General features: G+C 54.3%; 27 protein-coding genes and 1 pseudogene. 18 read left to right on the top strand and 10 right to left on the bottom strand.

What is annotated here, in order from left to right:
• Window positions 1-6: 6 nt before the first annotated feature.
• Together AB3U87_RS01225 and AB3U87_RS01220 are read right to left on the bottom strand one after the other, a co-directional pair.
• The gene (locus AB3U87_RS01225) at window positions 7-765 is read right to left on the bottom strand and encodes a carbon-nitrogen hydrolase family protein (RefSeq protein WP_253460783.1); all 759 of its coding nucleotides are present in this window, start codon (window positions 763-765) and stop codon (window positions 7-9) included.
• A 74-nt stretch (window positions 766-839) separates the two neighbouring features.
• Window positions 840-1,070: a DNA polymerase III subunit theta gene (locus AB3U87_RS01220; RefSeq protein ID WP_125287889.1), complete on the bottom strand. Its 231-nt coding sequence runs from the start codon at window positions 1,068-1,070 to the stop codon at window positions 840-842.
• A gap of 149 nt (window positions 1,071-1,219) precedes the next feature.
• Between AB3U87_RS01220 and yobA the strand changes: the two genes are divergently transcribed.
• The 3 genes from yobA to AB3U87_RS01205 are packed head-to-tail and all read left to right on the top strand — an operon-like array spanning window position 1,220 to window position 2,859.
• Entirely contained in the window at window positions 1,220-1,591 is a 372-nt protein-coding gene (gene yobA / locus AB3U87_RS01215; protein ID WP_394148121.1) for a CopC domain-containing protein YobA, read from the top strand.
• 1 nt (window position 1,592) lies between these two features.
• Window positions 1,593-2,471, top strand: a complete 879-nt coding sequence (copD, locus tag AB3U87_RS01210; RefSeq protein WP_253460789.1) for a copper homeostasis membrane protein CopD — start codon at window positions 1,593-1,595, stop codon at window positions 2,469-2,471.
• Window positions 2,472-2,520: 49 nt separating this feature from the next.
• Window positions 2,521-2,859: a YebY family protein gene (locus AB3U87_RS01205; protein WP_394148120.1), complete on the top strand. Its 339-nt coding sequence runs from the start codon at window positions 2,521-2,523 to the stop codon at window positions 2,857-2,859.
• A 305-nt stretch (window positions 2,860-3,164) separates the two neighbouring features.
• Here the strand turns inward: AB3U87_RS01205 and AB3U87_RS01200 are convergent.
• Window positions 3,165-3,421 (bottom strand): annotated as a pseudogene (locus tag AB3U87_RS01200) (hypothetical protein); the annotation flags it as partial.
• A gap of 583 nt (window positions 3,422-4,004) precedes the next feature.
• Here AB3U87_RS01200 and AB3U87_RS01195 point away from each other — a divergent pair.
• Window positions 4,005-4,424, top strand: a complete 420-nt coding sequence (locus AB3U87_RS01195; protein ID WP_301252179.1) for a PH domain-containing protein — start codon at window positions 4,005-4,007, stop codon at window positions 4,422-4,424.
• A gap of 376 nt (window positions 4,425-4,800) precedes the next feature.
• Here the strand turns inward: AB3U87_RS01195 and AB3U87_RS01190 are convergent, their stop codons facing one another.
• Window positions 4,801-5,052: a hypothetical protein gene (locus AB3U87_RS01190; protein WP_253460795.1), complete on the bottom strand. Its 252-nt coding sequence runs from the start codon at window positions 5,050-5,052 to the stop codon at window positions 4,801-4,803.
• A gap of 261 nt (window positions 5,053-5,313) precedes the next feature.
• Between AB3U87_RS01190 and AB3U87_RS01185 the strand changes: the two genes are divergently transcribed.
• On the top strand, window positions 5,314-5,775 hold the full coding sequence (locus AB3U87_RS01185; RefSeq protein ID WP_394148118.1) for an OB-fold protein: 462 nt from the start codon (window positions 5,314-5,316) through the stop codon (window positions 5,773-5,775).
• Between the two features lie 278 nt (window positions 5,776-6,053).
• On the opposite strand, the gene AB3U87_RS01180 is transcribed toward AB3U87_RS01185, so the two are convergent.
• The gene (locus AB3U87_RS01180; protein WP_253460801.1) at window positions 6,054-6,224 is read right to left on the bottom strand and encodes a hypothetical protein; all 171 of its coding nucleotides are present in this window, start codon (window positions 6,222-6,224) and stop codon (window positions 6,054-6,056) included.
• A 174-nt stretch (window positions 6,225-6,398) separates the two neighbouring features.
• Here AB3U87_RS01180 and AB3U87_RS01175 point away from each other — a divergent pair, with 174 nt between their 5' ends.
• The 4 genes from AB3U87_RS01175 (at window position 6,399) to AB3U87_RS01160 (ending at window position 8,337) form a co-directional block, all read left to right on the top strand.
• Window positions 6,399-6,599, top strand: a complete 201-nt coding sequence (locus tag AB3U87_RS01175; RefSeq protein ID WP_253460804.1) for a hypothetical protein — start codon at window positions 6,399-6,401, stop codon at window positions 6,597-6,599.
• Between the two features lie 120 nt (window positions 6,600-6,719).
• Window positions 6,720-6,917, top strand: a complete 198-nt coding sequence (locus AB3U87_RS01170; RefSeq protein ID WP_253460807.1) for a hypothetical protein — start codon at window positions 6,720-6,722, stop codon at window positions 6,915-6,917.
• 269 nt (window positions 6,918-7,186) lie between these two features.
• Complete coding sequence (gene yjbD, locus AB3U87_RS01165; RefSeq protein WP_125287823.1) at window positions 7,187-7,486, top strand: DUF3811 domain-containing protein; 300 nt, start codon at window positions 7,187-7,189, stop codon at window positions 7,484-7,486.
• 203 nt (window positions 7,487-7,689) lie between these two features.
• Window positions 7,690-8,337 (top strand): metallophosphoesterase, encoded by a 648-nt coding sequence (locus AB3U87_RS01160; RefSeq protein WP_253460810.1) that lies wholly within the window; start codon window positions 7,690-7,692, stop codon window positions 8,335-8,337.
• Window positions 8,338-8,340: 3 nt separating this feature from the next.
• On the opposite strand, the gene rsmF is transcribed toward AB3U87_RS01160, so the two are convergent.
• From rsmF to yebS, 3 genes are all read right to left on the bottom strand, one after another.
• Window positions 8,341-9,777: a 16S rRNA (cytosine(1407)-C(5))-methyltransferase RsmF gene (rsmF, locus tag AB3U87_RS01155; RefSeq protein ID WP_394148114.1), complete on the bottom strand. Its 1,437-nt coding sequence runs from the start codon at window positions 9,775-9,777 to the stop codon at window positions 8,341-8,343.
• Between the two features lie 87 nt (window positions 9,778-9,864).
• A complete protein-coding gene (locus AB3U87_RS01150; RefSeq protein ID WP_253460812.1) occupies window positions 9,865-12,501 on the bottom strand; it encodes a PqiB family protein in 2,637 nt (878 codons plus the stop codon).
• Window positions 12,470-13,714 (bottom strand): membrane integrity lipid transport subunit YebS, encoded by a 1,245-nt coding sequence (yebS, locus tag AB3U87_RS01145; protein WP_370734173.1) that lies wholly within the window; start codon window positions 13,712-13,714, stop codon window positions 12,470-12,472. The genes AB3U87_RS01150 and yebS overlap by 32 nt, the downstream gene beginning before the upstream one ends.
• Before the next feature lie 197 nt (window positions 13,715-13,911).
• Between yebS and AB3U87_RS01140 the strand changes: the two genes are divergently transcribed.
• From AB3U87_RS01140 to htpX, 4 genes are all read left to right on the top strand, one after another.
• Window positions 13,912-14,412: a GAF domain-containing protein gene (locus tag AB3U87_RS01140; protein WP_253460817.1), complete on the top strand. Its 501-nt coding sequence runs from the start codon at window positions 13,912-13,914 to the stop codon at window positions 14,410-14,412.
• Window positions 14,413-14,508: 96 nt separating this feature from the next.
• Entirely contained in the window at window positions 14,509-15,189 is a 681-nt protein-coding gene (gene proQ / locus AB3U87_RS01135) for an RNA chaperone ProQ (RefSeq protein ID WP_125287814.1), read from the top strand.
• A 19-nt stretch (window positions 15,190-15,208) separates the two neighbouring features.
• Window positions 15,209-17,236, top strand: coding sequence for a carboxy terminal-processing peptidase (prc, locus tag AB3U87_RS01130; protein ID WP_301729453.1), 2,028 nt, complete (start codon window positions 15,209-15,211; stop codon window positions 17,234-17,236).
• Window positions 17,237-17,469: 233 nt separating this feature from the next.
• Window positions 17,470-18,351: a protease HtpX gene (gene htpX / locus AB3U87_RS01125; protein WP_125287812.1), complete on the top strand. Its 882-nt coding sequence runs from the start codon at window positions 17,470-17,472 to the stop codon at window positions 18,349-18,351.
• Window positions 18,352-18,402: 51 nt separating this feature from the next.
• Here the strand turns inward: htpX and AB3U87_RS01120 are convergent, their stop codons facing one another.
• The gene (locus tag AB3U87_RS01120) at window positions 18,403-19,818 is read right to left on the bottom strand and encodes an MFS transporter (RefSeq protein WP_394148109.1); all 1,416 of its coding nucleotides are present in this window, start codon (window positions 19,816-19,818) and stop codon (window positions 18,403-18,405) included.
• A 161-nt stretch (window positions 19,819-19,979) separates the two neighbouring features.
• Here AB3U87_RS01120 and kdgR point away from each other — a divergent pair, with 161 nt between their 5' ends.
• A complete protein-coding gene (kdgR, locus tag AB3U87_RS01115; RefSeq protein WP_253460823.1) occupies window positions 19,980-20,771 on the top strand; it encodes a DNA-binding transcriptional regulator KdgR in 792 nt (263 codons plus the stop codon).
• Window positions 20,772-20,806: 35 nt separating this feature from the next.
• Here kdgR and AB3U87_RS01110 read toward each other — a convergent pair whose 3' ends face one another.
• Window positions 20,807-21,043 carry a YobH family protein gene (locus AB3U87_RS01110; protein ID WP_253460826.1) on the bottom strand — a complete coding sequence of 79 codons (237 nt, stop codon included), beginning with the start codon at window positions 21,041-21,043 and terminating at the stop codon, window positions 20,807-20,809.
• Window positions 21,044-21,248: 205 nt separating this feature from the next.
• Between AB3U87_RS01110 and AB3U87_RS01105 the strand changes: the two genes are divergently transcribed.
• From AB3U87_RS01105 to cspE, 4 genes are all read left to right on the top strand, one after another.
• On the top strand, window positions 21,249-21,500 hold the full coding sequence (locus AB3U87_RS01105; protein WP_301729454.1) for a YebO family protein: 252 nt from the start codon (window positions 21,249-21,251) through the stop codon (window positions 21,498-21,500).
• 24 nt (window positions 21,501-21,524) lie between these two features.
• Window positions 21,525-22,523, top strand: coding sequence for an MBL fold metallo-hydrolase (locus AB3U87_RS01100; RefSeq protein ID WP_253460832.1), 999 nt, complete (start codon window positions 21,525-21,527; stop codon window positions 22,521-22,523).
• 543 nt (window positions 22,524-23,066) lie between these two features.
• Window positions 23,067-23,168 (top strand): DUF2627 domain-containing protein, encoded by a 102-nt coding sequence (locus tag AB3U87_RS01095; RefSeq protein WP_253461303.1) that lies wholly within the window; start codon window positions 23,067-23,069, stop codon window positions 23,166-23,168.
• A gap of 53 nt (window positions 23,169-23,221) precedes the next feature.
• On the top strand, window positions 23,222-23,431 hold the full coding sequence (cspE, locus tag AB3U87_RS01090) for a transcription antiterminator/RNA stability regulator CspE (protein ID WP_001062678.1): 210 nt from the start codon (window positions 23,222-23,224) through the stop codon (window positions 23,429-23,431).
• Window positions 23,432-23,520: the final 89 nt, after the last annotated feature.

Below are 23,520 nucleotides of genomic sequence, written 5' to 3'. Positions count from 1 at the left end.
TCTCTTTCAGAGGGCGGTAGCCGTGCGTAAATCGTGTACTTCGCCCTGCCATTTACTGTCCTGACGTCGGGCGATAACCAGCTGCTCGCCACGACCGCCAGCGATAACCTGCCGGCCATTTTCATCCCAGACGGCGCTTTTCCCCGCGCTGTCAAAACCGCCCGTGGGCAGAGCGTGGTTAGCCATCAGCACGGCAATATTGAACTTACGCGACCAGCGCGCCAGATATTCGCAATCCTTGTGATAACCTTTTTCAGAAAGGAGCACGCTGGTGGCATAAAGATTAGCGCCACGATGCGCGGCATCGCGAGCGTAGTCTTCCACGCTGATATCGGCGCAGACCGCCATCGCCACATGATGATGTTGGTAGCCAAACACGGGAACGCTTTGTCCGGGATGGAAGAAGGGTTTTTCCGCCTCTACCAGATTGCGTTTAAAATAGGCCAGGCGCGTGCCGTCAGGCAAAAAAGCCAGCGCGCAAAGGCGTATTTTATCGCCATCCTGCAAAGGAACGCCGGTAACAATACTCATACGGTATTCTGTCGCCGCTTCGGCAAAAGCGTTAAGGCGCACATCGTCTATCGACATCGCCAGCTGGCTGGCAAGCGCAAGCTCATAGCCGGTGATGGAAAGCTCCGGGAACAGCAGTAAATCAACCTGATGTTCAGCGGCCTGACGAACAAAAGCCAGATGGCGTTCTATATTCCACTCGATTTCTCCGGGACGAGACCCTGATTGCGCGGCGGCGATGCTCCAGACGGACATAAATATACTCGCGATACGGTTTTTGAGACGTTATCTCAACCGAAGCGACCAGGAAACACAAGTTATTCGCGTAACTATTTTTGCTTCGGCTCATACGGCAGGCGGGAAAGGCTGAGCGACGCCTGTCGATAATGCGTCAGCCGCTGACGAAACCAGTCGCGCAGGGCCTCCGGCTGCTCGCGCTCCACCATCTCCGCCACGACCGGCATATTGTAGCGCTCTTTAAACGCCACGCCTGCGGCAGCTATATCAACATTGATTTTGTCTTTTTCTTCCTGCGGCAGCACCGCCAGATTGTAGTTCATGATGGCCTCCATTGACTCGCGGCAAAAATAAAGCAGACGGCCGCGTTTCGCAAGCCTGACGGCGGGGTAAAGCCCTTAACGACTCGACACTTTATTGGTAGCGGAGTATTCTTTCGGCCTTGTCGCAGCCCCGGGCTGCACCAAACGGGATGGATTCAATGCGTAGGTCAATGATTTTCGCGCTGGCGCTGAGTGCCGCCGCTTTTTCACAGCAGGTTTCTGCTCACGCCCACCTTAAAAGCCAGTACCCGGCAGCGAATGCCAATGTGGAAGCTTCGCCGCAGGCGCTCACGCTGACGTTTTCGGAAGATATCGAACCGGCTTTCAGCGGCGTTGAGGTCACGAACGCTCAGCAGCAGGTCATGCCGCTCTCCGAAGCCGAGCGTGCGCCAAAGCAGCATAATCAGCTAATCGTGCCGCTGGCGAAGCCGCTGAGCAGCGGACAGTATCAGATCAACTGGCATGTGTTGTCGGTTGATGGTCATAAAACTAAAGGAACCTACACCTTTAGCGTGCAGTAATATGTCCCTCAGCCTGTTTTATCTGCTTTCTCGCTGGCTGCATTTTGCCGCGTTGATGACGCTGACGGGCGGCGCAATCTACACCACGCTGTTGGCGCCCGCGCGTTTCCGGCCGCATCTGGCACGGCGTCTTCACCGGCTGCTGGTGGCGGCTTCGCTGCTTGCGCTGGCAACGGCGATAATGCTGCTGGTGGCGCAAACCGGTCTGATGGCCGACGGCTGGCGCGATATTGGCGATAGCGCCATATGGCAGGCGGTGCTGCAAACACGTTTCGGGCAGGCCTGGCAATGGCAGCTGCTCGCCGCGCTGTTGGGCGTCGTCGCCTTATCAGCCAGGGGACAGCTGCGGCAGTGGCTGTTATTACTGAGTGGGGCGGGGCAGCTGGTTGGGCTGGCCTTTGTGGGCCATGCGACCATGCTGGATGGCACGGCCGGTTGGCTACAGCGTCTGAATCATAGCGTACATCTGCTGTCGGCTGCCTTCTGGGCGGGCGGCCTGCTCCCGGTAGTGATTTTGATGCGCGATATGGCGCGTTTCCCGGCGGGCTATGACGCTATCCGTACGCTGATGCGCTTTTCCCGTTACGGTCATCTGGCTGTGGCATTGGTTATTATCAGCGGCACGATTGACGCTTTTATCCTGCTGCCTGGCTGGCCGCCGGCATTTGGGCGCTACAGCCAGCTGTTGCTGCTGAAGGCGCTATTGGTAGCGGTGATGTGCGGCGTCGCGCTGTTTAATCGTTACTGGCTGGTGCCGCGCTTTCAGCCCGACGGGGACCGCGCCCGGCACCTTTTTATCCTGACCACGCTGGCCGAGCTGCTGCTTGCCGCGCTGGTAATAGCGCTGGTGAGCGTCTTTGCTACTCTGGAGCCAGCCTGAATTTTTACCGCCTGCTGTTGGGCGTTTCTACAAGAGGTAGTGCAACATCATGAAAAAATTAGTCGGCCTGATGCTAGCTTTAAGTTTTTGTTCCAGCGCGATGGCGTCAGAGGTGATTACCGTCAGCCGCTTTGAAGTGGGCAAAGACAAATGGGCCTTTAACCGCGAAGAGGTGATGCTAACCTGTACCAAAGACGGCGCGCTGTACGCAATTAATCCCAGCACGCTGATGCAGTATCCGCTGAACGATATCGCAAAGCAGCAGCTGAAAAGCGGGCAGGTAAAAGGCCAGCCGATCGACGTTATTCAGATTGAAGACCCTGCGCAGCCGGGCCAGAAAAAGAGCCTGGCGCCAATTATTGAGCGTGCGCAAAAGCTGTGTGATTAAACGTTTTGTCGCGCTGGCTTCCCGGCCAGCGCGGTAGCAGTAATTGTCCACTCCTGCCATCTTGTCACTGTTTCTGCCGTTACGATCACAGAGCTGTCATATTTTAGCTGGCCCTGAACCCTACAGCTGGAAAATCTCCGCGCCTGAACTACCTTATAAAGAGCAAGGCGTCATAGCCTGCATAAATGCCAACTTTTAGCGCACGGCTCCTACCAGAGCCATTCCCCTGGACCAAAGACAGGAATCGTCTTTGGTCTTTTTTTGTTTAGGATTTTGAAACAGCAACTTATAGTTAAATCAACCACTTAAATCTCACCCCATTGTACCGTATTACTCCCTGTAGGATTCTGTGCCGCCATTTTGTCGCCATTTTGGCGAGCCATTCTTGCCAGCGGATTGTTGGTCACGGCTTCTTCCAGATGGTCAGGTGCGCATGACGCATGGTCACGCCGATATCGGAATGGCCTGAGATGCGTTGCAATACCACGATATTACCTCCGGCCATCGTAAAGTGGCTGGCAAAGCCGTGACGCACGCCGTGGCTCATTTGGCCTTCTGGTAACTATTACGAAGCATTAATCGCGCAAAGTGATATAAAGCCTTTTGAATTCCGTAGTGAACGCCATCAATTAGATCTGGTACTCAGGAAACTGAATGATGTTGATAGTGTGATTATTGAGTATATTCTTAGACCAGAAGCACATGCTGACAGCGTCCGGGTTAAAGGAGATTTCAGTATCAACGAAAGTTATTTTCCTGAGATACTGAAACGGCTGGATGAAATGATTGCGTGGCAGAATTAAACATCCCGGCATCAGGTATGTTTATCAGATAATCCCCGCCGGGCGGGGATTGGTATCATGCTGGCTTTCCCGGCCAGACAATATCCGGCGTGCCGGTATCAACGGTCTGCACGTACTTCATGCACGCGGTCAGTAATGCCTTAATTTGAGCGTAGTCCGGCAACGTGATTCAGCCCGACCACTCTCGCGTGCCAGAATTACGTTGAATTAAGGTTGCCGGACTGTTTTTTAAATGTATAACTTAATTATTTTTTTAAAGGGAAAAAAGAAATAAATTATCCAGTTTATAGCGGGGGTGATAGGATGCTATTCTGCAATGACTCATAAGGGACTTATAAAGCCATGGCTTACATCGATGCTAATCTTATCAAAAACGAAACGCTGCTTTATCGCGGTGAGGTAACATTATGGGCCTTACTGCCCTGGGTGATTTGGGGTGTCATTTTAGGCGCTATTACAGCAGGTTTAGGATTGTTGTTGATACCTTTTGGCTATTTTGTAATACGCTCTAACGAAGCCGGGATAACGGACAGGCGCGTAATTGCTAAAACTGGTATTATCAAGCGAGATACAATCGAGATAGGGTTGAATAAGGTTTCCAGTCTGCAAATAAAACAAAGTATCGCAGGCCGTATTCTCGGCTATGGTTCTTTAATTATTTGCGATGTAGGTGCATCCCGTGCACCTATAAAATATATAAAGGATCCTATGGCGTTCAGGCGCCGTTTTTTTGAGCTACAGGAAGAGAATGACGTGAAGTAATCGCGCAGCACGTACAGTCTAACCCAGCCGGGGCGCTGGGTTTTTTATCGGCTGAAGACTGTAATCCTGCATTGTTTAATGCATATTGGTAGCTGTAAATTCGGCTACCATATTGAATAATTCCCGAAAGCTTTTTTTTTGCCGACTGGCGTAATGGCGTAATGGCGTAATGGCGTAATGGCAACGGTCAGCTCATCCCTCGCGGCAGCGTCAGGAAAAATGCAGTTAGTTGCCTGGCAGAAGCAAGCCTCAGCTATCTGCCGGGGTTGCTTTATGCGTGGGCTGCCTGAAAAGTATTTATGATGTACTTTCGGGATAACCCAGCAGGTAAAAAGGACATTGCGTTAAGCAGAAAAGTGGGTCTTCCGTACAATTATTACCAGGGAAAACGGCCCCCTACGTTTAACTCCTCAGAACCAAAATCAGGTGATTCTCCTCGTCTTGCCCGAATTTTTTCATCTTTTGTTGGCTTATGTGTATCGGCCCTGCTGGGGGGTTTACCCGGAAGGCTATCACAGCCAAACCCTTTGCAAATTTTCAGGGAAGGCGTCTTGTCCTGAGGCTGTGGGTTTGAGCATGCCGCAAGGGTAAGGGAAAGGCTCACCAGCGCAATATATTTCATTAACATTTTAAGTTCCTTTTAATAATGCCAGTTTCCATAGTAATGCTGATAATTTAAACAAAGCGTCTACGAGTACAAATTAATCGTTTGCGGTACTGGCACCATCCGTTAGTGCAATCGCCATACGCATTTTTTTTGCTACTTAACCTAATTTTTTCAATTCTGTTGCCGATAAGAGCCTCTGACTATTGTAGTTTCAGCCTGCCAATATGAGTGACGGCTGGTCTGTTTTTTAAACACATGGTGTTTTTTAACAAGGAATAAAAAATGAAAAAAGTAGTAAAATGGGTGTTCTTCATTATCGTTGCGCTAATTGTGATTCGCGCGCTTACCGGCCCCAGCGAGCAGAGTAAAAACGCGGCAAATACCGGCCAGGCGCAGCAGGATGGCGCGACAGCATCCTCTTCACCGCAAAAAGAGGTTTACCATGTTTCCGCCACTAAACTTTTTAAAGATTATGAAGCAAACGAAGTTGCCACAGATGAGGCGATGAAAGGGAAACTTATTGCCGTAACGGGCACAGTACAGTCTATCGATAAAGATTTTACCAATGCCATTATTATCAGACTGAAAACCCCGAATCAGTTTATGGCCGCCAGTATGGAAATGCAGGATTCTGAGAAAAACACGGCTTTAACGCTCAAGAAGGGCAGTCAGGTTGAGGTGGTTTGTCAGCGCATGTCACGCGTTATCGGCACGCCTTCTGGCCGTCGCTGCGTATTTAATTAACGTGCGCACGGACTATTTCTGAAACACAGCCCGGCTTCCGGCTGGCTTAAAATAGCGTGAACGCCCTGGCCACCGAGCCGGGGCTTATTTTTGCCGCAGCAGGCGCAAAGTAAGCTATCAATTTAACAGGGTCAAACTATTCCGGAAATAAGGGCCGCATCCCGCGTTAAGCTGTCTGGATTATCGGCCTGTTTTAACTCATTAAACAGGGAAAGGAGAGACGCTGCTGCAAAATAATACCGGCGGGAAGCCGGTATCGAAAAGCGTAACGGCCTTGATTACGACTGCGGCTGACCTACCGGGCCTGCGCCCAGCGTACCGCCCGGCACGGACTGCGCGCTTGGTGCATGAGGACGGCCGTCGTTACCTACCGCGCTGCTGCGATTCATACAACCCGCCAGGGATAAAACGGCCAGCAGAGCGATAAGACCTTTAGTGCAATTTTTCATAATATTTTCCGTGGGTTGAAAAAGATTCAGAGCCTTAAGCGTAGCCTGGCGTTTGTTGATTGCCAGCAGCGGCCTGACAAAAACAGAGCGGAAAAATTTTCCTGCTTCTTTATCGGACGGTGACAGAAAAATCCTCTACTACACTTAACTAACTGCAAACTAAAGGAGGCAGTTATGTTTAAACATGAAACGAATAAAGAACGTAAAGATGAAGGCGACGTGCATAAAGGTCTGCCGGAAGCCGCGCCTTCGGCTGGTAATGCTTACGAGGAAGACGATTATCCGGCCAAGGATGCGCCTGATGAACACGGTGAAGTGCCGCGGACTCGCGATGATAGCCAGGCAGATAAAAAAGATCCTTATCAGGAAAAATAAGGTTTACTCAGGCCCGCTGCGGGCCTGATGCCCGCAGGTTATACGATTGCTTTAGGGTTGTGGACAGCGCTATTCTTTAGCTTCTGAAAAAAGGAAAAGCGCCTTGCAAAGGAGAGTGCAATGAAACATAGCCGCAAATATCGGGTCTGTTACTACGGCAGCCTGATAACCATTTTCTTTTTTCTGTCGCATACTTGCCTGCCGGCCCACGATCTCATCTTCCATCCTTTTCTGCTGCTTACCTGGATTTTTATTATTCGGGGTATAGTCGCGCTGTGGCAGGATGCTGTACGTTTTTGGCAGTGGTTTAACGGCTGACGCGCGCTTAAGCAAATAAATCTGCCGCCTGGTAACGATTCTGGCTGGAGTAGGATCGGTACTGACTCCGGGCCCGCTAGCGCGTTATTATGAAAAAGCCCTGGATAAGGGTGAATAAACGCCGAACGTTTATTCTTCTGGTGCCGGGTAAAGTGCTTTTCAACACGATACTTTACCTTTCAGGCTTGTTTATCAGAGATGAAAGCTCTACGCTGCCGTTTCCACGCCACGCGATTTACGCGTCTGGCGTACTGGCAGGAGCAAGCCTGATGAAAAGTAGCAAAGAGATTTCGATCGATCAGTTTACCGACAGCGAAAAAGAGCTGATTGACGCTAAAGTGAAAGCCCTCACGCTGAAAAAAGGCCATGTTCCTTCGCAAAAAGAAGAAAAAGAGATCCTGAAAGAGGCCAAACGGCTGGTAATGAAGGATCGCGTCATCAAAGAGACCAGCAAAGCCGTCGTGGCTAAAAAACCACGCAAGCCCGCCGCCGCCAAAGAAAGCGAAGTCAAAGAGTTTAACTGGTCTGCCTCCCTGCGCAAAAATCCACGGGCGCTAAAAGGCAGCTAGCCGATAAACACTAAATGCAGCGCCCTGAATAAGACTTCCAGCAGCAAGGCGCCGCCGATGATAACCAGTGCCAGCATCAGACTGAACTGTTGATCTGTTTCCATGTTATTGCCGCTCCCTGATAAGTTAACAGACTATACTTTAGAGCCTGTTAACTGAACATTTCGTAAACATTCCAGTCATTTTTCCTTCAGGATGCAACTATGGTGTATCAATACCTTAACGGCACGGCGTGGCGGCATATCTATATTGTGGGTGATATTCATGGCTGTCTCGCCATGCTGCACGAAGAGTTAGAGGCTCAGCGATTCGATGCCGGGCAGGATCTGCTGATAGCCGTAGGCGATTTGATCGATCGTGGCCCGGACAGCCCTGGCTGCGTGGCGCTGTTGAATAAGCCCTGGTTTCGCAGCGTGCGCGGCAATCATGAAGAGATGGCTATCGGGGCGCTGACGCGGGGCGATCATCAGCAGTGGATCGGCAACGGCGGCGACTGGTTCTATAAGCTGGAAGGCATGAAAATGATTGAGGCGAAACATGCGCTCAGCCGTTGTCGCCTGATGCCCTTAATTATTCATCTGGAACTGGAAAATAGCGTGGTGGTGGTCGCTCATGCCGACTATCCGGCCGAACGCTATGCGTGGGAGGCAGCAGTCGATCCTTTTAAGGTCGTCTGGAGCCGCAGCCGCGTTGAACAGGTACAGCAAGGAAAGGGCAAGGCCATCAGCGGCGCGGACGCTTTCTATTTTGGCCACACGCCGCTAAGCAAGCCGCTGAGTGCGGCGAATTTGCACTTTATCGATACCGGCGCCGTATTCGGCAACCGGCTCACAATGGTGCAGGTACAGTAATGCTCAGGAGAACAGCTTGCCGTCCCGCACCAGCTCCCGCGGGTAGCTGTTTTTAATCCGGCTCGATACTTTCTTTGCCAGGCCAATCGGCTGCTGTTGACAGGTGACAATCACTTCGTCGGCGGGCAGCGCACGCTCAGGATAAATGTCCCGTCCGCGATACCACTCTTCGGCTTCCGCCAGCGTCAGCTCAAAACGATTTGACGCCTGCGGCTGCGTCAGAGCGATAACCGCTTCGTGCTGCCAGCGATAGCCTTTGGCAAAGGTTTCAGCCAGCTTCAGGCCGATACGCGAAAAGCGAACCCGGCCCAGCAGCGGCTCCACGGCGCGCGGAAACAGCCAGAGCTCCTTATCACGCTGCCAAAGCGCATGGGCAGCGCTGTCCCACGCCAGCCCTGATTTAGCGGCAGCGGCCGTAATTTCCTGCTCATCTTTACGTTTTACCGGCGTAAAAGGCAGCTTACCCAGTTTATAATTTGGCGCGGGCATGGGCGGCACGCCCGCTGTTTTGCGCAGTCGCGCGACAAAGAAGCCTTCACTGTCAAAAATATGTGGGAAAACGTGCAAAAAGCCTTCCGGGGTGCTGGCCCGTTCGGCGCCGGCAAACAGGTCGTCTAAAGGTTCGATGACAACGGCGTCCGGATAGCGCGCCAGCAGCCAGGCGATGACCTGCTGATTTTCGCTGCGGTTCAGGGTGCAGGTGGAATAGACCAGCGTCCCGCCGGGTTTAAGGGCATGAAAGGCGCTATCGATTAAATCGTGCTGAGTGGCGGCAATCGCCTCGGTGCTTTCCGGCGACCAGTTGCGCAGCGCATCGGCGTCCTTACGGATTACGCCTTCGCCAGAGCAGGGCGCATCCAGCAAAATGGCGTCGAAGGTTTCCGGCAGCGCCGGCCCGAAGACGCGGCCGTCGAAATGGGCGATCGCCGTATTGCTGACGCCGCAGCGGCTGATGTTGGCGTGCAGCACCTTGACTCGGCTGGCGGAGTATTCGTTGGCGAGAAGCACGCCCTTGTTGCTCATCGAGGCGGCAATCTGGGTGGTTTTAGATCCCGGCGCGGCGGCCATGTCCATTACGCGTTCCGGCGCGGGCGAACCGGCAAACAGCGCGGTTACCGGCAGCATGGAACTGGCTTCCTGAATATAAAACAGCCCCGCCAGATGTTCCGCCGTACTGCCTAAAGGCAGCGTGTCGGCATCGTCACGGCTGATCCAGAACCCTTCCTTACACCAGGGGACGGGCGTCAGCGCCCATTGATAAGGCTCGACCAGCGCCAGAAACGCCTCAACGCTGATTTTCAAGGTATTGACGCGCAGGCTGCGGCGCAGCGGCTGCTGGCTGAAGGCAATAAACTGCTCGAACCCGGCGCTGTCGGGCAGCAGCTCGCGCATCTGATTTAAGAAAAGATCCGGGAAGTACACGCGTGAAGAAGAAGACACTTAAAGATTCCGCTGGCAATAAAGTGGGGCGAGTTTATCACACTCTGCGGCGGCAAAAAAAACGGGCAGCCAGGCTGCCCGTTTCGATTATTTTGCCGGCAGCGCCGTGCCCCATTTACGCCAGTCTTTCGGCTCCTCGTCCTCCAGCAGATAATGCTTGCCGCTGGTGGCCTGCGGTGCCAGCGGCACGGTCGGCGGGGTGGCAAACTGAATGCCGCCCTGAATAAACTGTTGGAAGGTGCCGGTTTTCACCACGCCGCCAATCAGGCCAAACTTGAAGTTGTAGCCGGAGGCCAGCCAGAACACCGAGTTATTGCGCACCAGATGCTGGTATTTTTTGCTGATGCGTAGCGTAATCTGCACGCGATCGGCCATCGATCCCAGCGAGGTGCCCGTTACCGTACCGACCTCGATTCCCCGGAACAGTACCGGCGTACCGACAGACAGCGAGCCGCCTTCAGGCGCGTCCAGCACCACGTTCAGACCATCCAGATAGCGTGCGTCGGTAATGGTTGATTCCTGTAGTTCAAAGGTGCGCTGCGCGCGGCCTTTGCCGGGATCGACATTGATATAAGGCTGGAGCAGGGTATCCAGATGATTAACGCCCGCTGCGGAAATCTCCGGCGACACTACCGAGAACCGGCTGCCCAGCCGCGCGAAATCCTGTACGTATTCCGGATAAAGCACGGCTTTGGCAATCACCTGATTTTTGTCGTTATTGAGCGCCAGAGATTCCAGCTGGCCGATGGTGATGCCGAGATAGCGGATAGGCATCCCTGAGGAGAGCTTGCTGGCGTCGTAGGTATGCAGCGTAATCTGACTGCCGACCGCTCTGGCCGCCGTTTCTGATTCAAACAGCGTGCGCTTGTCTTTACTCGTCAGGCCCGCACCGGCGCCGCTGAGGTTATCAAAGCTGATCGCGCCCTTCAGCGCGCGGTTAAGCGGCGAAGCCTGCACGGTCAGGCCGCTGCCGTTAAGCTGCACGCGCGCGCCGCCTTCCGACCAGAACACGCTGTTCGGCGTCAGCAGCTTGCGGTATTCCGGCTTGATATGCACGCGCACGTCGAACTCGTTAGCTCTTGGCGTGACCTCCACGATCTCGCCGACCTGAAACTTACGATAGAGCACCACTGAACCGGCCTGAATATCCGGCAGGCTGTTGGCGGTCAGCGTCAGGGTGGTAGGCAGCTGGTTGGTGGTGATGCCTTCGGCGGCTTTTTCCGCATTAGCAAACAGCGGATAGCTCTCTTTTGGCGCGCCCTTGCTGCCGGGATCCAGGCGAATGCCGCCGTCGATCCATTCGCGTGCGCTGGCGCCCAGCACTTCCATACCGTCCAGCCCCAGCTTAACGTCCAGCCGACTGTTGATAATAAATTTGCTGTCGCCGTGCACCAGTTCGCGATACTCAGGCGTAACAGCGATAATAAAATTCACGCCTTTTTCATTGAGCTTGCGGCTGACCACCTGACCAATCTGCATCCCGTGCAGCATTACGGGCTGGCCTGCATCGATACCGTAGCTTTCCGGCGCGGTCAGCTTCACTTCCAGCGTGTCAGGCCGCTGCAGCAGCGACTCGTTGCTTTGCAGCACGGTAAAGCGATCCTGCGGTTCGCCTTCGCCAGGCACCAGTTCGAGCGTGCTGCCGGTTAACAGACTGCTGAGGCTGGTATCGGCGAGGGTGATTTTGGGGCTGCGCATCTCAATGCGGGTGCCGGTACGCATCAGGCCGGTTACCGACGGATCGATGGTCAGTTCGCCTTTTACCTTGCCGTCGGGCTGTAAGTTCAGCGCGGTTAGCGTGCCGACCTCCAGTCCCTGATACATCAGCGGCGTGCTGCCCGCCTTCAGGTTTTTGCCGCCGGGCAGGTCAAGCGTGATAATCACGCCGCGATGGCTGTGCGCCAAATCCGGGTAGAGCTGATAGCTGTCATCGCTTTTTGCCTGCGCGGAGTCGGCTGGCGAGTCAAACGCAATTGCACCGTTGACCAGCGCCGCCAGGCTCTCCAGCTGCACTTTGGCGCCGCTCAGGCCCACATCGGCCTTCACCCCGGAGACGTTCCAGAAGCGGCTCTCTTTTTTCACGAGGTTGGTGAAGCGGCGCTCGATCAGCACGTCGACGGTTACGCCCTGATTGCCAGGGTTGATGCTGTAGTCATAGACGCGGCCAACCGGGATTTTACGGAAATAGACCAGCGAGCCGGTATTCAGCGAGCTTAAATCGGCGGCGTGCAGATGGATCATCATCTCGCCCGTGTTCATGCGATATTTTGGCTGCGTATCCAGCGCCACAAAATGCTCCTGCGGCTTGCCTTTGCCCGGCATCATGCCGATATAGTTGCCGCCCACCAGCGCATCCAGGCCCGACACGCCCGCCAGTGACGCTTTCGGCGTCACCAGCCAGAACTGCGTTTTATCGCGCAGCGCGTCTTTCATATCGCTCTTGATGCTGGCCTTGATCTTAATGGTGCGCAGATCGTCAGTCATGCTGATGCCTTGCACCAGACCCACCTCGACGCCCTGATAGCGCACCGGCGTTCGGCCAGGCACAATGCCGTCAGCGGTGGCGAAATCGATGGTAACCGTGGTGCCGCGCTCCTGGTAATTGTTCCAGACGAGCCAGCCCGCTATCAACAGCGCAATCAAAGGCAGCAGCCAGAACGGCGAAATTTTGCGGCGGCTTTTCACGCGTGCGCTAGTCGGTGTAGTCGGCGTTTCCTGTTGCATGTGCATCCCAAAGTAAACGGCTATCCAGCCACTCGACGGCAAGGATAGTAAGAATAACCGCTGAGCCAAAATAGAAGGCAGCCGGTCCCATAGTAAAAGCCAGAAGCTGGTCGCGATTCACCAGCGACATGGTTAAGGCAATAACAAACAGGTCCAGCATAGACCAGCGTCCGACCCAGGTAACTACCCGCAGCAGACGAACGCGCGTTTTCAGACCCTGTTCACATTTAAAATGGATGCTGAGCAGCAGCGTCAGCAGCACGATAACCTTGGTGAAAGGCACCAGGATACTGGCGATAAAGACCACGATCGCTACCGGAATATTGCCGGAAGCGAGGGAAAGAATACCGGAAAGAATAGTATCTTCCTGGCGCGCGCCGTTGAGATAAATAACGGAAATCGGCAGCAGATTGGCCGGGATCAGCAATACCACCGCAGAGATCAGCGCCGCCCAGGATTTTTGCAGGCTGTGGCGACGACGCAGGCGTAGCGGCGTATGGCAGCGCGGGCAGCGGCCCCGTTCGTCAGGCAGGCAGGTATGATGGCAGTTCAGGCAAACGCGCAGCTGCTCGGGGGCGATATGCGGCTGCGGCTGCGGATAAAAGCGATGCCACAGCTGTTCAACGTTGATATGAATAAGCGTCACCAGGCTCAGCGCGGCCAGCGACAGGAAGGCGAGCAGGCCGGTGCCGGGATTGATATCCGCATAGTCCTGCACCTTGATAGAAGCGACGGCGATACCGACCAGATAGATATCCAGCATGACCCACTCTTTGAGCCGATCGAGCATCAGCAGCACCGGCCGCAAATTTAAACCCAGCCGGTCACCAAAAAAAAGCCAGCCGATTGACGCCACCAGCGTGGCGGGCGCGCCGATGGTGCAAAAGGCCACCATAGAGGCGGTAATCACGTTGCCCTGCTGCGCCATCTGGATAATGCCTTCCAGCAGGCTGGCGCGGATAGTGGTGCCCAGCAGCCGGATAGTCAGCAGCGGTTCGCTAAAGGCAAACGGCATCAGCAGCAGCATAGTGACGGCCATTGCCGCCAGCCGCGTCATCGACCAGTCGCGTCCGTTAAGGATACGGGCGTTGCAGCGCGGGCAGTGCGCCGACTGGTTCGATTTAACATCTGGTAAGGAAAAAAGGGTATCGCATTGCGGACAACGCTGATAACGTTCCTGAGGCAGAATTTGGCTGATAGCGTATATTTTCACGAATTATCCGGATTTGCAGGGTACGGTCAGGCAAAATCGCCCCGGCGAACCACTCTTACGTTTGTTTTTAAAGCTTCAGACCAACAAGGGTATATTAACTAACGGAATCATTCACCTTGTCCGTCTGGACATTTAATGCTTATTTTATCAGGCGAAGCCATTCCGGGCTTCGTAACAGTTTTAATAATGGTTAAAAAATGACTAAAAAAGAATTTTACTCGGATCTCAATCGTGATTTACGCGCGCTTATCGCCGGCGAAACCAGTTTTCTGGCCGCGATGGGCAACTGCAGCGCGCTGCTGTTTGAGCGCCTGGAAGGCGTTAACTGGGCCGGGTTTTATCTGCTGACGGAAGAGAAGACCCTGGTGCTGGGACCGTTTCAGGGCAAAATCGCCTGCGTACGCATTCCGGTAGGCCGCGGCGTCTGCGGAACGGCGGTGGCGGAGAGCGCCGTACAGCGCGTGGACGACGTCCATGCCTTCCCCGGGCATATTGCCTGCGACGCGGCCAGCAATGCCGAAATCGTGCTGCCGCTGGTGGTAAACGGCGAGACGATCGGCGTACTGGATATCGACAGCGTGGAATATAATCGCTTCGATCAGGAAGACGAAAACGGGCTGATTACGCTGGTTGACGGGCTGTGTGAAGTGCTTGCCGGCACGGACGTGGAAAAATTTATTCACATGAAACGCAGCTAAAGTGCTGGATCACGTAGCATTTGCTGATGGTGTCATTATAATGACGCCTGTTCATGCCTGCGCTGGTTGGCAAACCCGTTGTAATCAGGAAATTTCATGGAAAATCAACCTAAGTTGAATAGCAGTAAAGAAGTAATCGCCTTTCTGGCGGAGCGGTTCCCACAGTGCTTCAGTGCCGAAGGCGAAGCGCGACCGCTAAAAATCGGCATCTTTCAGGATTTAGTCGACCGCGTGCAGGGCGAAATGGGCCTGAGTAAAACTCAGCTTCGTTCCGCGCTGCGCCTTTATACTTCAAGCTGGCGCTATTTATACGGCATCAAAGCTGGTGCCACCCGCGTTGACCTGGACGGCAACGCCTGCGGCGTTCTGGACGAGCAGCACGTGGAACACGCCCGTAAGCAGCTCGAAGAGGCCAAGGCGCGCGTTCAGGCGCAGCGCGAGCAGCAGCAAGCGAAAAAACGCGAAGCGGGTGAAGAAACTGCCCCTCGTCGTCCACGCAAGCCGGTTCGTAAACCTTCTGCTGAAGGCGAGCAGCCTCGGGCCGCACGCAGCAAGCCGCAGCGTAATCCTGGCCGCGCGCCTTCCGCAGAACGCCAACCGCAACGCACGACACCCGTTACGGATACCGCAGCATTGCAGGTGGGTCAAAACATCAAAGTCACGGCAGGCAAAAGTGCGATGGATGCAACCATTCTTGAGATTACAAAAGATGGCGTCCGGGTACAGCTGGCTTCCGGCCTGGCAATGATAGTGCGCGCAGAACACTTGCAGTTCTGATACGGAGGCCAATCAGGGCATGAACAACTTTTTTAAAACCACCGTTATTGCTGCACTGTTGTTTACCGGACATGTTTTCGCCGCCGATGCTATTACGCGCGCCGAGCAAATTCCGCAGCTTCATCAGGAACCGCAGCACGCGACCGTCAGCGAGCGCGTGACGTCGCGCTTTACGCGTTCCCACTATCGTCAGTTCGACCTGGATAAAGATTTCTCCGCGAAAATTTTCGCCCGCTATCTGAATCTGTTGGACTACAACCACAATGTGCTGCTGGCTTCTGACGTGGCGCAGTACAACACCAAAAAAACCACGCTGGGCGATGAACTGAAATCGGGTCAGCTGGATGTTTTTTACGATTTATATAACCTGGCGCAGAAACGCCGTTTTGAGCGCTATCAATACGCGCTGACGGTGCTGAACAAGCCGATGAATTTTAGCGGTCACGATACTATTGATATCGACCGCAGCAAGGCACCCTGGCCGCAAACCACTGCGGAGCTGAACCAGCTTTGGGATGCCAAAGTCAAATATGACGAGCTGAGCCTGAAGCTGACGGGCAAAGAGGAAAAGGAGATCCGCGAGGTTCTCACCAAGCGCTATCAGTTTGCTATCCGCCGTCTGGCGCAGAGCAATAGCGAGGACGTTTTCCAGCTGGCGATGACCGCTTTCGCGCGTGAAATCGATCCGCATACCAGCTACCTGTCTCCGCGCAATACCGATCAGTTCAATACTGAAATGAGTCTGTCGCTGGAAGGCATCGGCGCCGTACTGCAAATGGATGATGATTACACCGTGATCAACTCCATGGTTGCGGGCGGCCCGGCAGCCAAAAGCAAAGCGATTACCGTGGGCGATCGTATCGTCGGCGTCGGCCAGCCCGGCAAACCGGTTCAGGACGTGATCGGCTGGCGTCTGGATGACGTCGTGGCGCAGATTAAAGGCCCGAAAGGCAGCAAAGTGCGTCTGGAGATCCTGCCGGCCGGCAAGGGCACCAAAACCCGTATTATTACGCTGACCCGTGAAAAAATCCGTCTGGAAGATCGCGCGGTGAAAATGAGCGTGCATAACGTCGGCAAAGAGAAAGTCGGCGTACTGGATATTCCGGGCTTCTACGTGGGTCTGACCGACGATGTTAAAGTGCAGCTGCAAAAGCTGCAGAAGCAGAATGTCGACAGCGTAGTGATCGACCTGCGTACCAACGGCGGCGGGGCGCTGACGGAGGCGGTATCGCTTTCCGGCCTGTTTATTCCGGGCGGCCCGGTGGTGCAGGTGCGCGATAACAACGGCAAGGTGCGTCAGGACAGCGATACCGACAGCATGGTTTACTATAAAGGCCCGCTGGTGGTGCTGGTAGACCGTTTCAGCGCCTCCGCTTCCGAGATCTTTGCTGCCGCCATGCAGGATTATGGTCGCGCGCTGATCGTCGGTGAACCGACCTTTGGTAAAGGCACCGTGCAGCAGTATCGCTCGCTGAACCGTATCTACGATCAGATGCTGCGTCCAGAATGGCCTGCGCTGGGATCCATCACCTACACCATCCAGAAGTTCTACCGCGTTAACGGCGGCAGTACCCAGCGTAAAGGCGTTACGCCGGATCTGCTGATGCCGACCGGCGTGGAAGCGGTGGAAACCGGTGAGAAATTCGAGGATAACGCGCTGCCGTGGGACAGCATTGATGCGGCGGCCTATACCAAAACCGGCGATGTTAAACCGCTGATCCCGCAGCTGCTCAAGACGCATCAGGATCGTATCGCGAAGGATATGGAGTTCCAGTACATCCTGAAAGATATTGCCCGCTTCAACGCGATGAAGGATAAGCGCAATATCATCTCGCTGAATCTTGCCGAGCGCGAGAAAGAAAATCACGAGGATGACGCGCTGCGGCTGGAGCGGATCAACGCCCGCTTTAAAGTGGAAGGCAAAAAGCCGCTGGCGAAGCTTGAGGATCTGCCGAAGGATTACAAAGAGCCGGATCCTTACCTGGACGAAACGGTCAGTATCGCCAATGATCTGGCGCAACTGGAAAAAAGCCAGAGCACCAAATAACCACCAGGGCACAGCGCAAGCTGTGCCTTATTTTTACCTGAACTTTCCCAATCCACGCGGTAATTTTGCCTTTCCTGACAGTCAATGTTTTCCTGAACGTTAAAAGTTAAGACAAAATGTAAAGTTATGTCTTTTTAGACACTTAATGCCCTTTGCCGCTTGAAATGTTTTGCCGCGCCCATAGGATAGTTATCCGCTATAAGCGATTTTTTAACTGAGGAAGAAGAAATTTTATGATGCGTATTGCGCTTTTCCTGTTAACCAACCTGGGCGTAATGTTGGTTTTTGGACTGATCCTCAGTCTGACGGGAATTCAGTCAAGCAGTGTTCAGGGCCTGATGATCATGGCGGGTCTGTTTGGCTTTGGCGGTGCGTTTGTCTCACTGCTGATGTCTAAATGGATGGCGCTGCGCTCCGTAGGCGGTGAGGTCATTGAGCAGCCACGTAACGAAACCGAGCGCTGGCTGATGCAGACCATTGCCGGACAGGCGCAGCAGGCGGGCATTGCTATGCCGCAGGTCGCTATTTATCATGCGCCGGACATTAATGCCTTTGCTACCGGCGCGCGCCGCGATGCCTCACTGGTTGCGGTTTCTACCGGGCTGCTGCAAAACATGAACCGCGATGAGGCCGAGGCGGTGCTGGCGCATGAGATCAGCCATATCGCCAACGGCGATATGGTGACGATGACGCTGATCCAGGGCGTGGTAAACACCTTTGTGATCTTTATCTCGCGTATTATCGCGCAGATAGCCGCAGGCTTTATGTCGGGCGATCGCGAAGAGGGCGAAAGCAGCAACGGCAACCCGCTGGTCTATTTTGCGGTGTCGATGGTGCTGGAGCTGGTGTTCGGTATTCTGGCCAGCATTATCACCATGTGGTTCTCGCGCCATCGTGAGTACCATGCCGATGCCGGTTCGGCGCGTCTGGTTGGCCGCGAGAAAATGATCGCCGCGCTGCAACGTCTGAAAACCAGCTATGAGCCGCAGGAAGCAAGCACCATGATGGCGTTCTGCATTAACGGTAAATCGAAGTCGCTGAGCGAGCTGTTTATGTCGCATCCACCGCTGGATAAGCGTATCGAGGCGTTGCGCAGCGGCCAGTACCTGAAATAGTCGTTAAGATGATAAATGCCGGTCGCTGACCGGCATTTTTTTGCCTGTCGATCAGCCCGCTTTCTGTTGCGGCCCCGGCTGCGTCAGCCGAAGCGCGCTGACGATGGCGGCCAGCGTAGAAAATCCCCCCGCCAGCAGCAGCGAGGCGTGCGTGCCCTGATCGCTGAACAGATTGAACATTAACGCGACCAGCGCCGCGCCGCTGGTTTGACCCAGCAGGCGCGCCGTGCCCAACATGCCGCTCGCGCCACCGCTGCGATGACGTGGCGCCGAACTGATAATAGTGTGGTTGTTGGGCGACTGAAACAGGCCAAAGCCCGCGCCGCAGATCATCATGCGCCAGATAATGCTCCAGTTATCCGGCGAAGCTGGCAGCAGCGCCAGCGAAAACAGGCCGATCGCAAAGCATCCCAGCCCTATAGCGCCCAACAGCCCGGCATGGTAGCGCTCGATGAGTCTGCCCGCTATCGGTGCCATCACCATCGTTGCCAGCGGCCACGGCGTCAGCAGCAGGCCTGTCGCTACCTCGTCGCGATGCAGCACGGTTTGCAGAAAAAACGGCAGCGACACCATCGCCAGCATCTGCGCGCAAAAGGAGCATACCGAGGTGCCGAGCGACAGCGAGAATACCGGGATACGCAGCAGGTCGACCGGCAGCAGCGGCACCGGCAGCCGCAGCTGCCGACGAATAAACACCACGCCAATAACTACCAGCGCGACCAGTTCCGCCGCAACCAGTTTGCCGCTCTGACCCTGGGCGAAACCGCTCAGCGCAGAGATTAACAGGCCAAACGTCAGCGCGTTCATGATGGCGCTGGGAATATCAAAGCGCTGTTCGCTGGCTTTTTGCGGATTATCGGGTAGAAAGCGGAAGGCGAGAAATAGCGCGCCGAGGCCTACCGGCACGTTAATCAGGAACAGCCATTGCCAGGAGGCGACAGAGAGCACGGCAGCGGCCACGGTCGGGCCAGCGGCGGTTGAGACGGCGACGATGAGGGAGTTAATGCCCATTCCGCGCCCCAGGTAGCGCTGCGGATAAATGATGCGGATCAGCGCGGTGTTCACGCTCATCAGTGCCGCGCCGCCAAAACCCTGCAGCACCCTGGCGAAGGTCAACATGCCCAGCGAGTCGGAAAACGCGCAGAACAGCGAGGTACAGGTAAATACCACCAGTCCACACTGATAGACGCGGCGGTAGCCCAGGATATCGCCCAGAAAAGAGAGCGAAAGCAGCGAGACGATAATCGCCAGCTGATAGGCGTTGACGATCCAGATTGAGGCCGCCGGACTGGCCTGAAGATCGCGGGCAATGGTTGGCAGCGCCACGTTGGCGATAGCGCCGTCCAGCACGGCAACGGTAATACCCAGTGCGATAGCTAAAATCGCGCCATAGCGCTGCGGAACGGGCAGGCCATCCGATGGAAGAGTTTGCGGCATAGAGAAAATAGTCAGGAGAGTGAATATCATAATGCTAATGATTTTTTCCTTGCCTTACCATTTATTCAGCGCGCTCAACCATCAGCAAATGTGTCTGTGCTGCCGACAGGTTAGCGTTGCGCTGCCGCTGCGGCAAAAAGTATACTGGGAATAGTGTTCCATTTTTTATAAAACAATAAGGCAAAAGCGTTATGGCGAAGGATGAGGTGGATAAACAGCCCGATTCGGTCTCTTCCGTACTGAAAGTGTTTGGCATTTTACAGGCGTTAGGCGAAGAGCGAGCGCACGGCATTACCGAGCTGTCACAGCGGGTGATGATGTCGAAAAGCACCGTTTATCGTTTTTTACAGACCATGAAGTCGCTGGGCTACGTTGCGCAGGAAGGCGACACGGAAAAATATAGCCTGACCCTGAAGCTGTTTGAGCTGGGCGCAAAGGCGTTACAGAATGTCGATCTGATACGCAGCGCCGATATCCAGATGCGCGAACTTTCCCGCCTCACCCGCGAGACGATCCACCTGGGCGCGCTGGAAGAAGACAGTATTGTTTATATTCACAAAATCGACTCGCTTTACAATCTGCGCATGTACTCGCGCATTGGCCGACGCAATCCGCTTTACAGCACCGCTATTGGTAAAGTGCTGCTGGCCTGGCGCGATCCGGAAGAGGTGAAAAGCATCCTGGCAGAGGTCAGCTTTCAGAAGAATACCTCCCGCACGCTTACGTCTACGGACGCGCTGATAACCCAGCTGGAACGGGTACGCGCACAGGGCTTTGGCGAAGATAACGAAGAACAGGAAGAGGGATTGCGCTGCATTGCCGTGCCGATATTCGATCGCTTTGGCGTGGTGATTGCCGGACTGAGCATCTCCTTCCCGACCATCCGTTTTACGGAAGAAGAGAAGGGCAACTATGTTGCGATGCTGCACCGTGCGGGCAGGCTGATATCGGAACAGATGGGCTATCGGGACTATCCTTTCTGAACCGACGGGCCGACAGCACTCGGCCCGTCGCGGTTTCAGTTATCGATCACTTCACTGCTTTTTTTCAGCAAAGGGCAGTCGGTGACGCCGACAATGCCGCTGTCGCTGTGCAGATACTGGGCGGTGGTCATGCCGCGAGCGGTAAGATACTGGCATTGCAGCCCCATCCCTGCGACATTCTTATGGCTTCCGGCCAGTACGCCATAGCCGGTGACCAGCAGAGCCAGCCAAATCACGACCAGCAGGCCAACAAGACGAACAAAAAATTTCATGCTTTCTCCTTTATGCGTCGGCCTTTCCCGTAGTCGCCGACGCCAGTACATTGTGAGCAGATACGCAAAACATTGTCAGCATACAGCAGTGCCGCCATAAAGCCTGCGCGAAGGTTCCTAAATTTCCATCAGCGCGCTATCAATTCGTTGATGAGCAGGTAAAATTCGGCTCATTATAATTATATGTAACATCAGGAGTATAGGTATGTTAAACGAGGTCGCCAATGGCGCGGCGGGAGCCGGCTTGCTTATCGGCATTATGCTTGTCGGGCTGGTCGCCTGGTTTTTTATTACTCGCGCCAGCGTCAGAGCTAATGAACAGATCCGCCTGCTGGAGGAGCTGCTTGACGAGCAGAAACGGCAGAACCAGCTGCTGATAAAGCTTGTCGGCGCGCGGCAGGTGCCGGCTGAAGATAACAATGAGACTGATTTTATTCGTTTAATTCCGGAGCGCTAATCGCTCCGGCACAAGGAGCACCGCATGGCCTGGCAAAACCCCTGGTACGATCCGCAAAAAGCGCACCACACGCCGGAAGGCTTCCGTAACCCTGAACAGGATCTCCGCCAGCCCGGTGATTTACAGCGCTGGCGCAAAGAGCGCAAGGCGCAGGGGCTGCCTTTTCCACCGGCGCAGGGCTACGATGCGTTTATTCGTCAGTGGTGGCAGCCTGCCGATTTAAGCGGCGAGGAGGATGCCGTCTGGTGGCTGGGCCATGCCTGCCTGCTGCTGCGCACCTCGGGCAAATACACGCTGATCGATCCCGCGCTGGCGTCGCGCGCGTCGCCGCTCCAATTTTACGGGCCGCAGCGCAAAACGCCTGCCGCGCTGAAAGTCGAAGACCTGCCCGCGTTGGATCGCGTACTGATTTCGCACAGCCATTACGACCATCTTGACTGGCCTACCATCAAACTGATCCTGCGTCATTTTCCGGACGTGCATTTTGTGGTGCCGCTGGGGCTGGCGCCCTGGTTTAAAAAACGCGGGGCGAAAAAGGTCACGCAGCTGGACTGGTGGGAAAGCGTCACCGATCGCGAAATGCAGATCTTTGCCGTTCCGGCGCGTCACTGGAGTATGCGTACGCCCTGGGATCGCAACCGCTCTTTATGGTGCGGTTGGGTAGTAAAGAGTCAGGGCGTAAATTTCTGGTTCAGCGGCGACAGCGGCTATTCCGAAAGGCTGCTGGAGATCCCGCGCAGGCTGGGGCCTTTCAACCTGGCTGCTTTGCCAACGGGCGCTTATGCGCCGCAGTGGTTTATGCGCGGACAGCATATGGATCCGGACGAGGCCATTTCGCTACATCAGGCGCTGGGCCAGCCCGTCACCATTCCCATTCATTGGGGCGTATTCGAGCTGGCGGACGAATCGCTGGACGAGCCGCCGCGCGTGCTGAGCGAAAAGATGCAGGCAGCAAAGCTGGACGAGCACCGTTTCAGCGCGTGGAAAATTGGCGCGAGGATGCCCCTTAAAAATATAAATTAAGAATAATCCTGGTAAGGGAATTTAAAATGCGTACGCGCTGATATCAATGCCGGTTAATCCAAATAGATTGATGGTACTAATGGCAATTAATCGGGAAGGGGGCTGCATTTAAATGGGGCAGGCAAAAATACATTTTCCTGATTTTGGTGCAGTTTAAATTTAAATATGAACCATATGCTCCTTTTGATACCCCAATGCCATTCTAATTTTGCGTGGCGCGGAGCCATCTTTAAATGAAGATTTTTGAGTAAGCAATGTCATATTTCTGCAATAAGCCAGATGGAAAATCGCCCGGAGCGCAGCGAGAAGCCGTAGACTTGGCCGCAGCGGCAGGCTAAGATGTGCTTAGAAAATTGCATGACCGACGGGCCTGTGCCATTCGGTTTTACTCTGGCGACGTTCAATAATTCCTTTGTTGATGTGCAATAAGTGCCGCAGACGTTTCAAATATGTGCGACAGTCCGACGACCTTATAAAAATGACTTGCCATTAATAATCGAATATGTGATAACGCTTTTGGTAAAACGGGGTACAGTTCTGTTTATGTATGGCATCTTCAGTAAAGAAGTTCTGAGTAAAGACGTTACGTTGAATACCGCTTCCTTGCCGAGCCTTAATTTATGCCTCATGCAGTTGTGTCTCTGATTTTTCTGTACGTCACGCCCCCGGGCGAATTAACACTCTAAGGAATTTGCAAAATGGCAAAGATTAAAGGTCAGGTTAAGTGGTTCAACGAGTCTAAAGGTTTTGGCTTCATTACCCCTGCAGACGGCAGCAAAGACGTGTTCGTACACTTCTCTGCTATCCAGGGCAATGGCTTCAAAACTCTGGCTGAAGGCCAGAACGTTGAGTTCGAAATTCAGGACGGCCAGAAAGGCCCTGCTGCTGTGAACGTCACCGCTATCTAATTTTCGATCTTGCCGTTGCCCGCGCGACGGTTCAGGCAAGCATCAGAATAATAAAGCCCTGCCGGTATCGGCGGGGCTTTTTCCTTTCC

Origin of the sequence: Erwinia plantamica (genome assembly GCF_043420595.1) — a bacterium.
Classification (GTDB): Bacteria; Pseudomonadota; Gammaproteobacteria; order Enterobacterales; family Enterobacteriaceae; genus Erwinia; species Erwinia aeris.
Note: the sequence above shows the minus strand (reverse complement) of the source record. Positions and strands in the feature narration are given on the sequence as shown.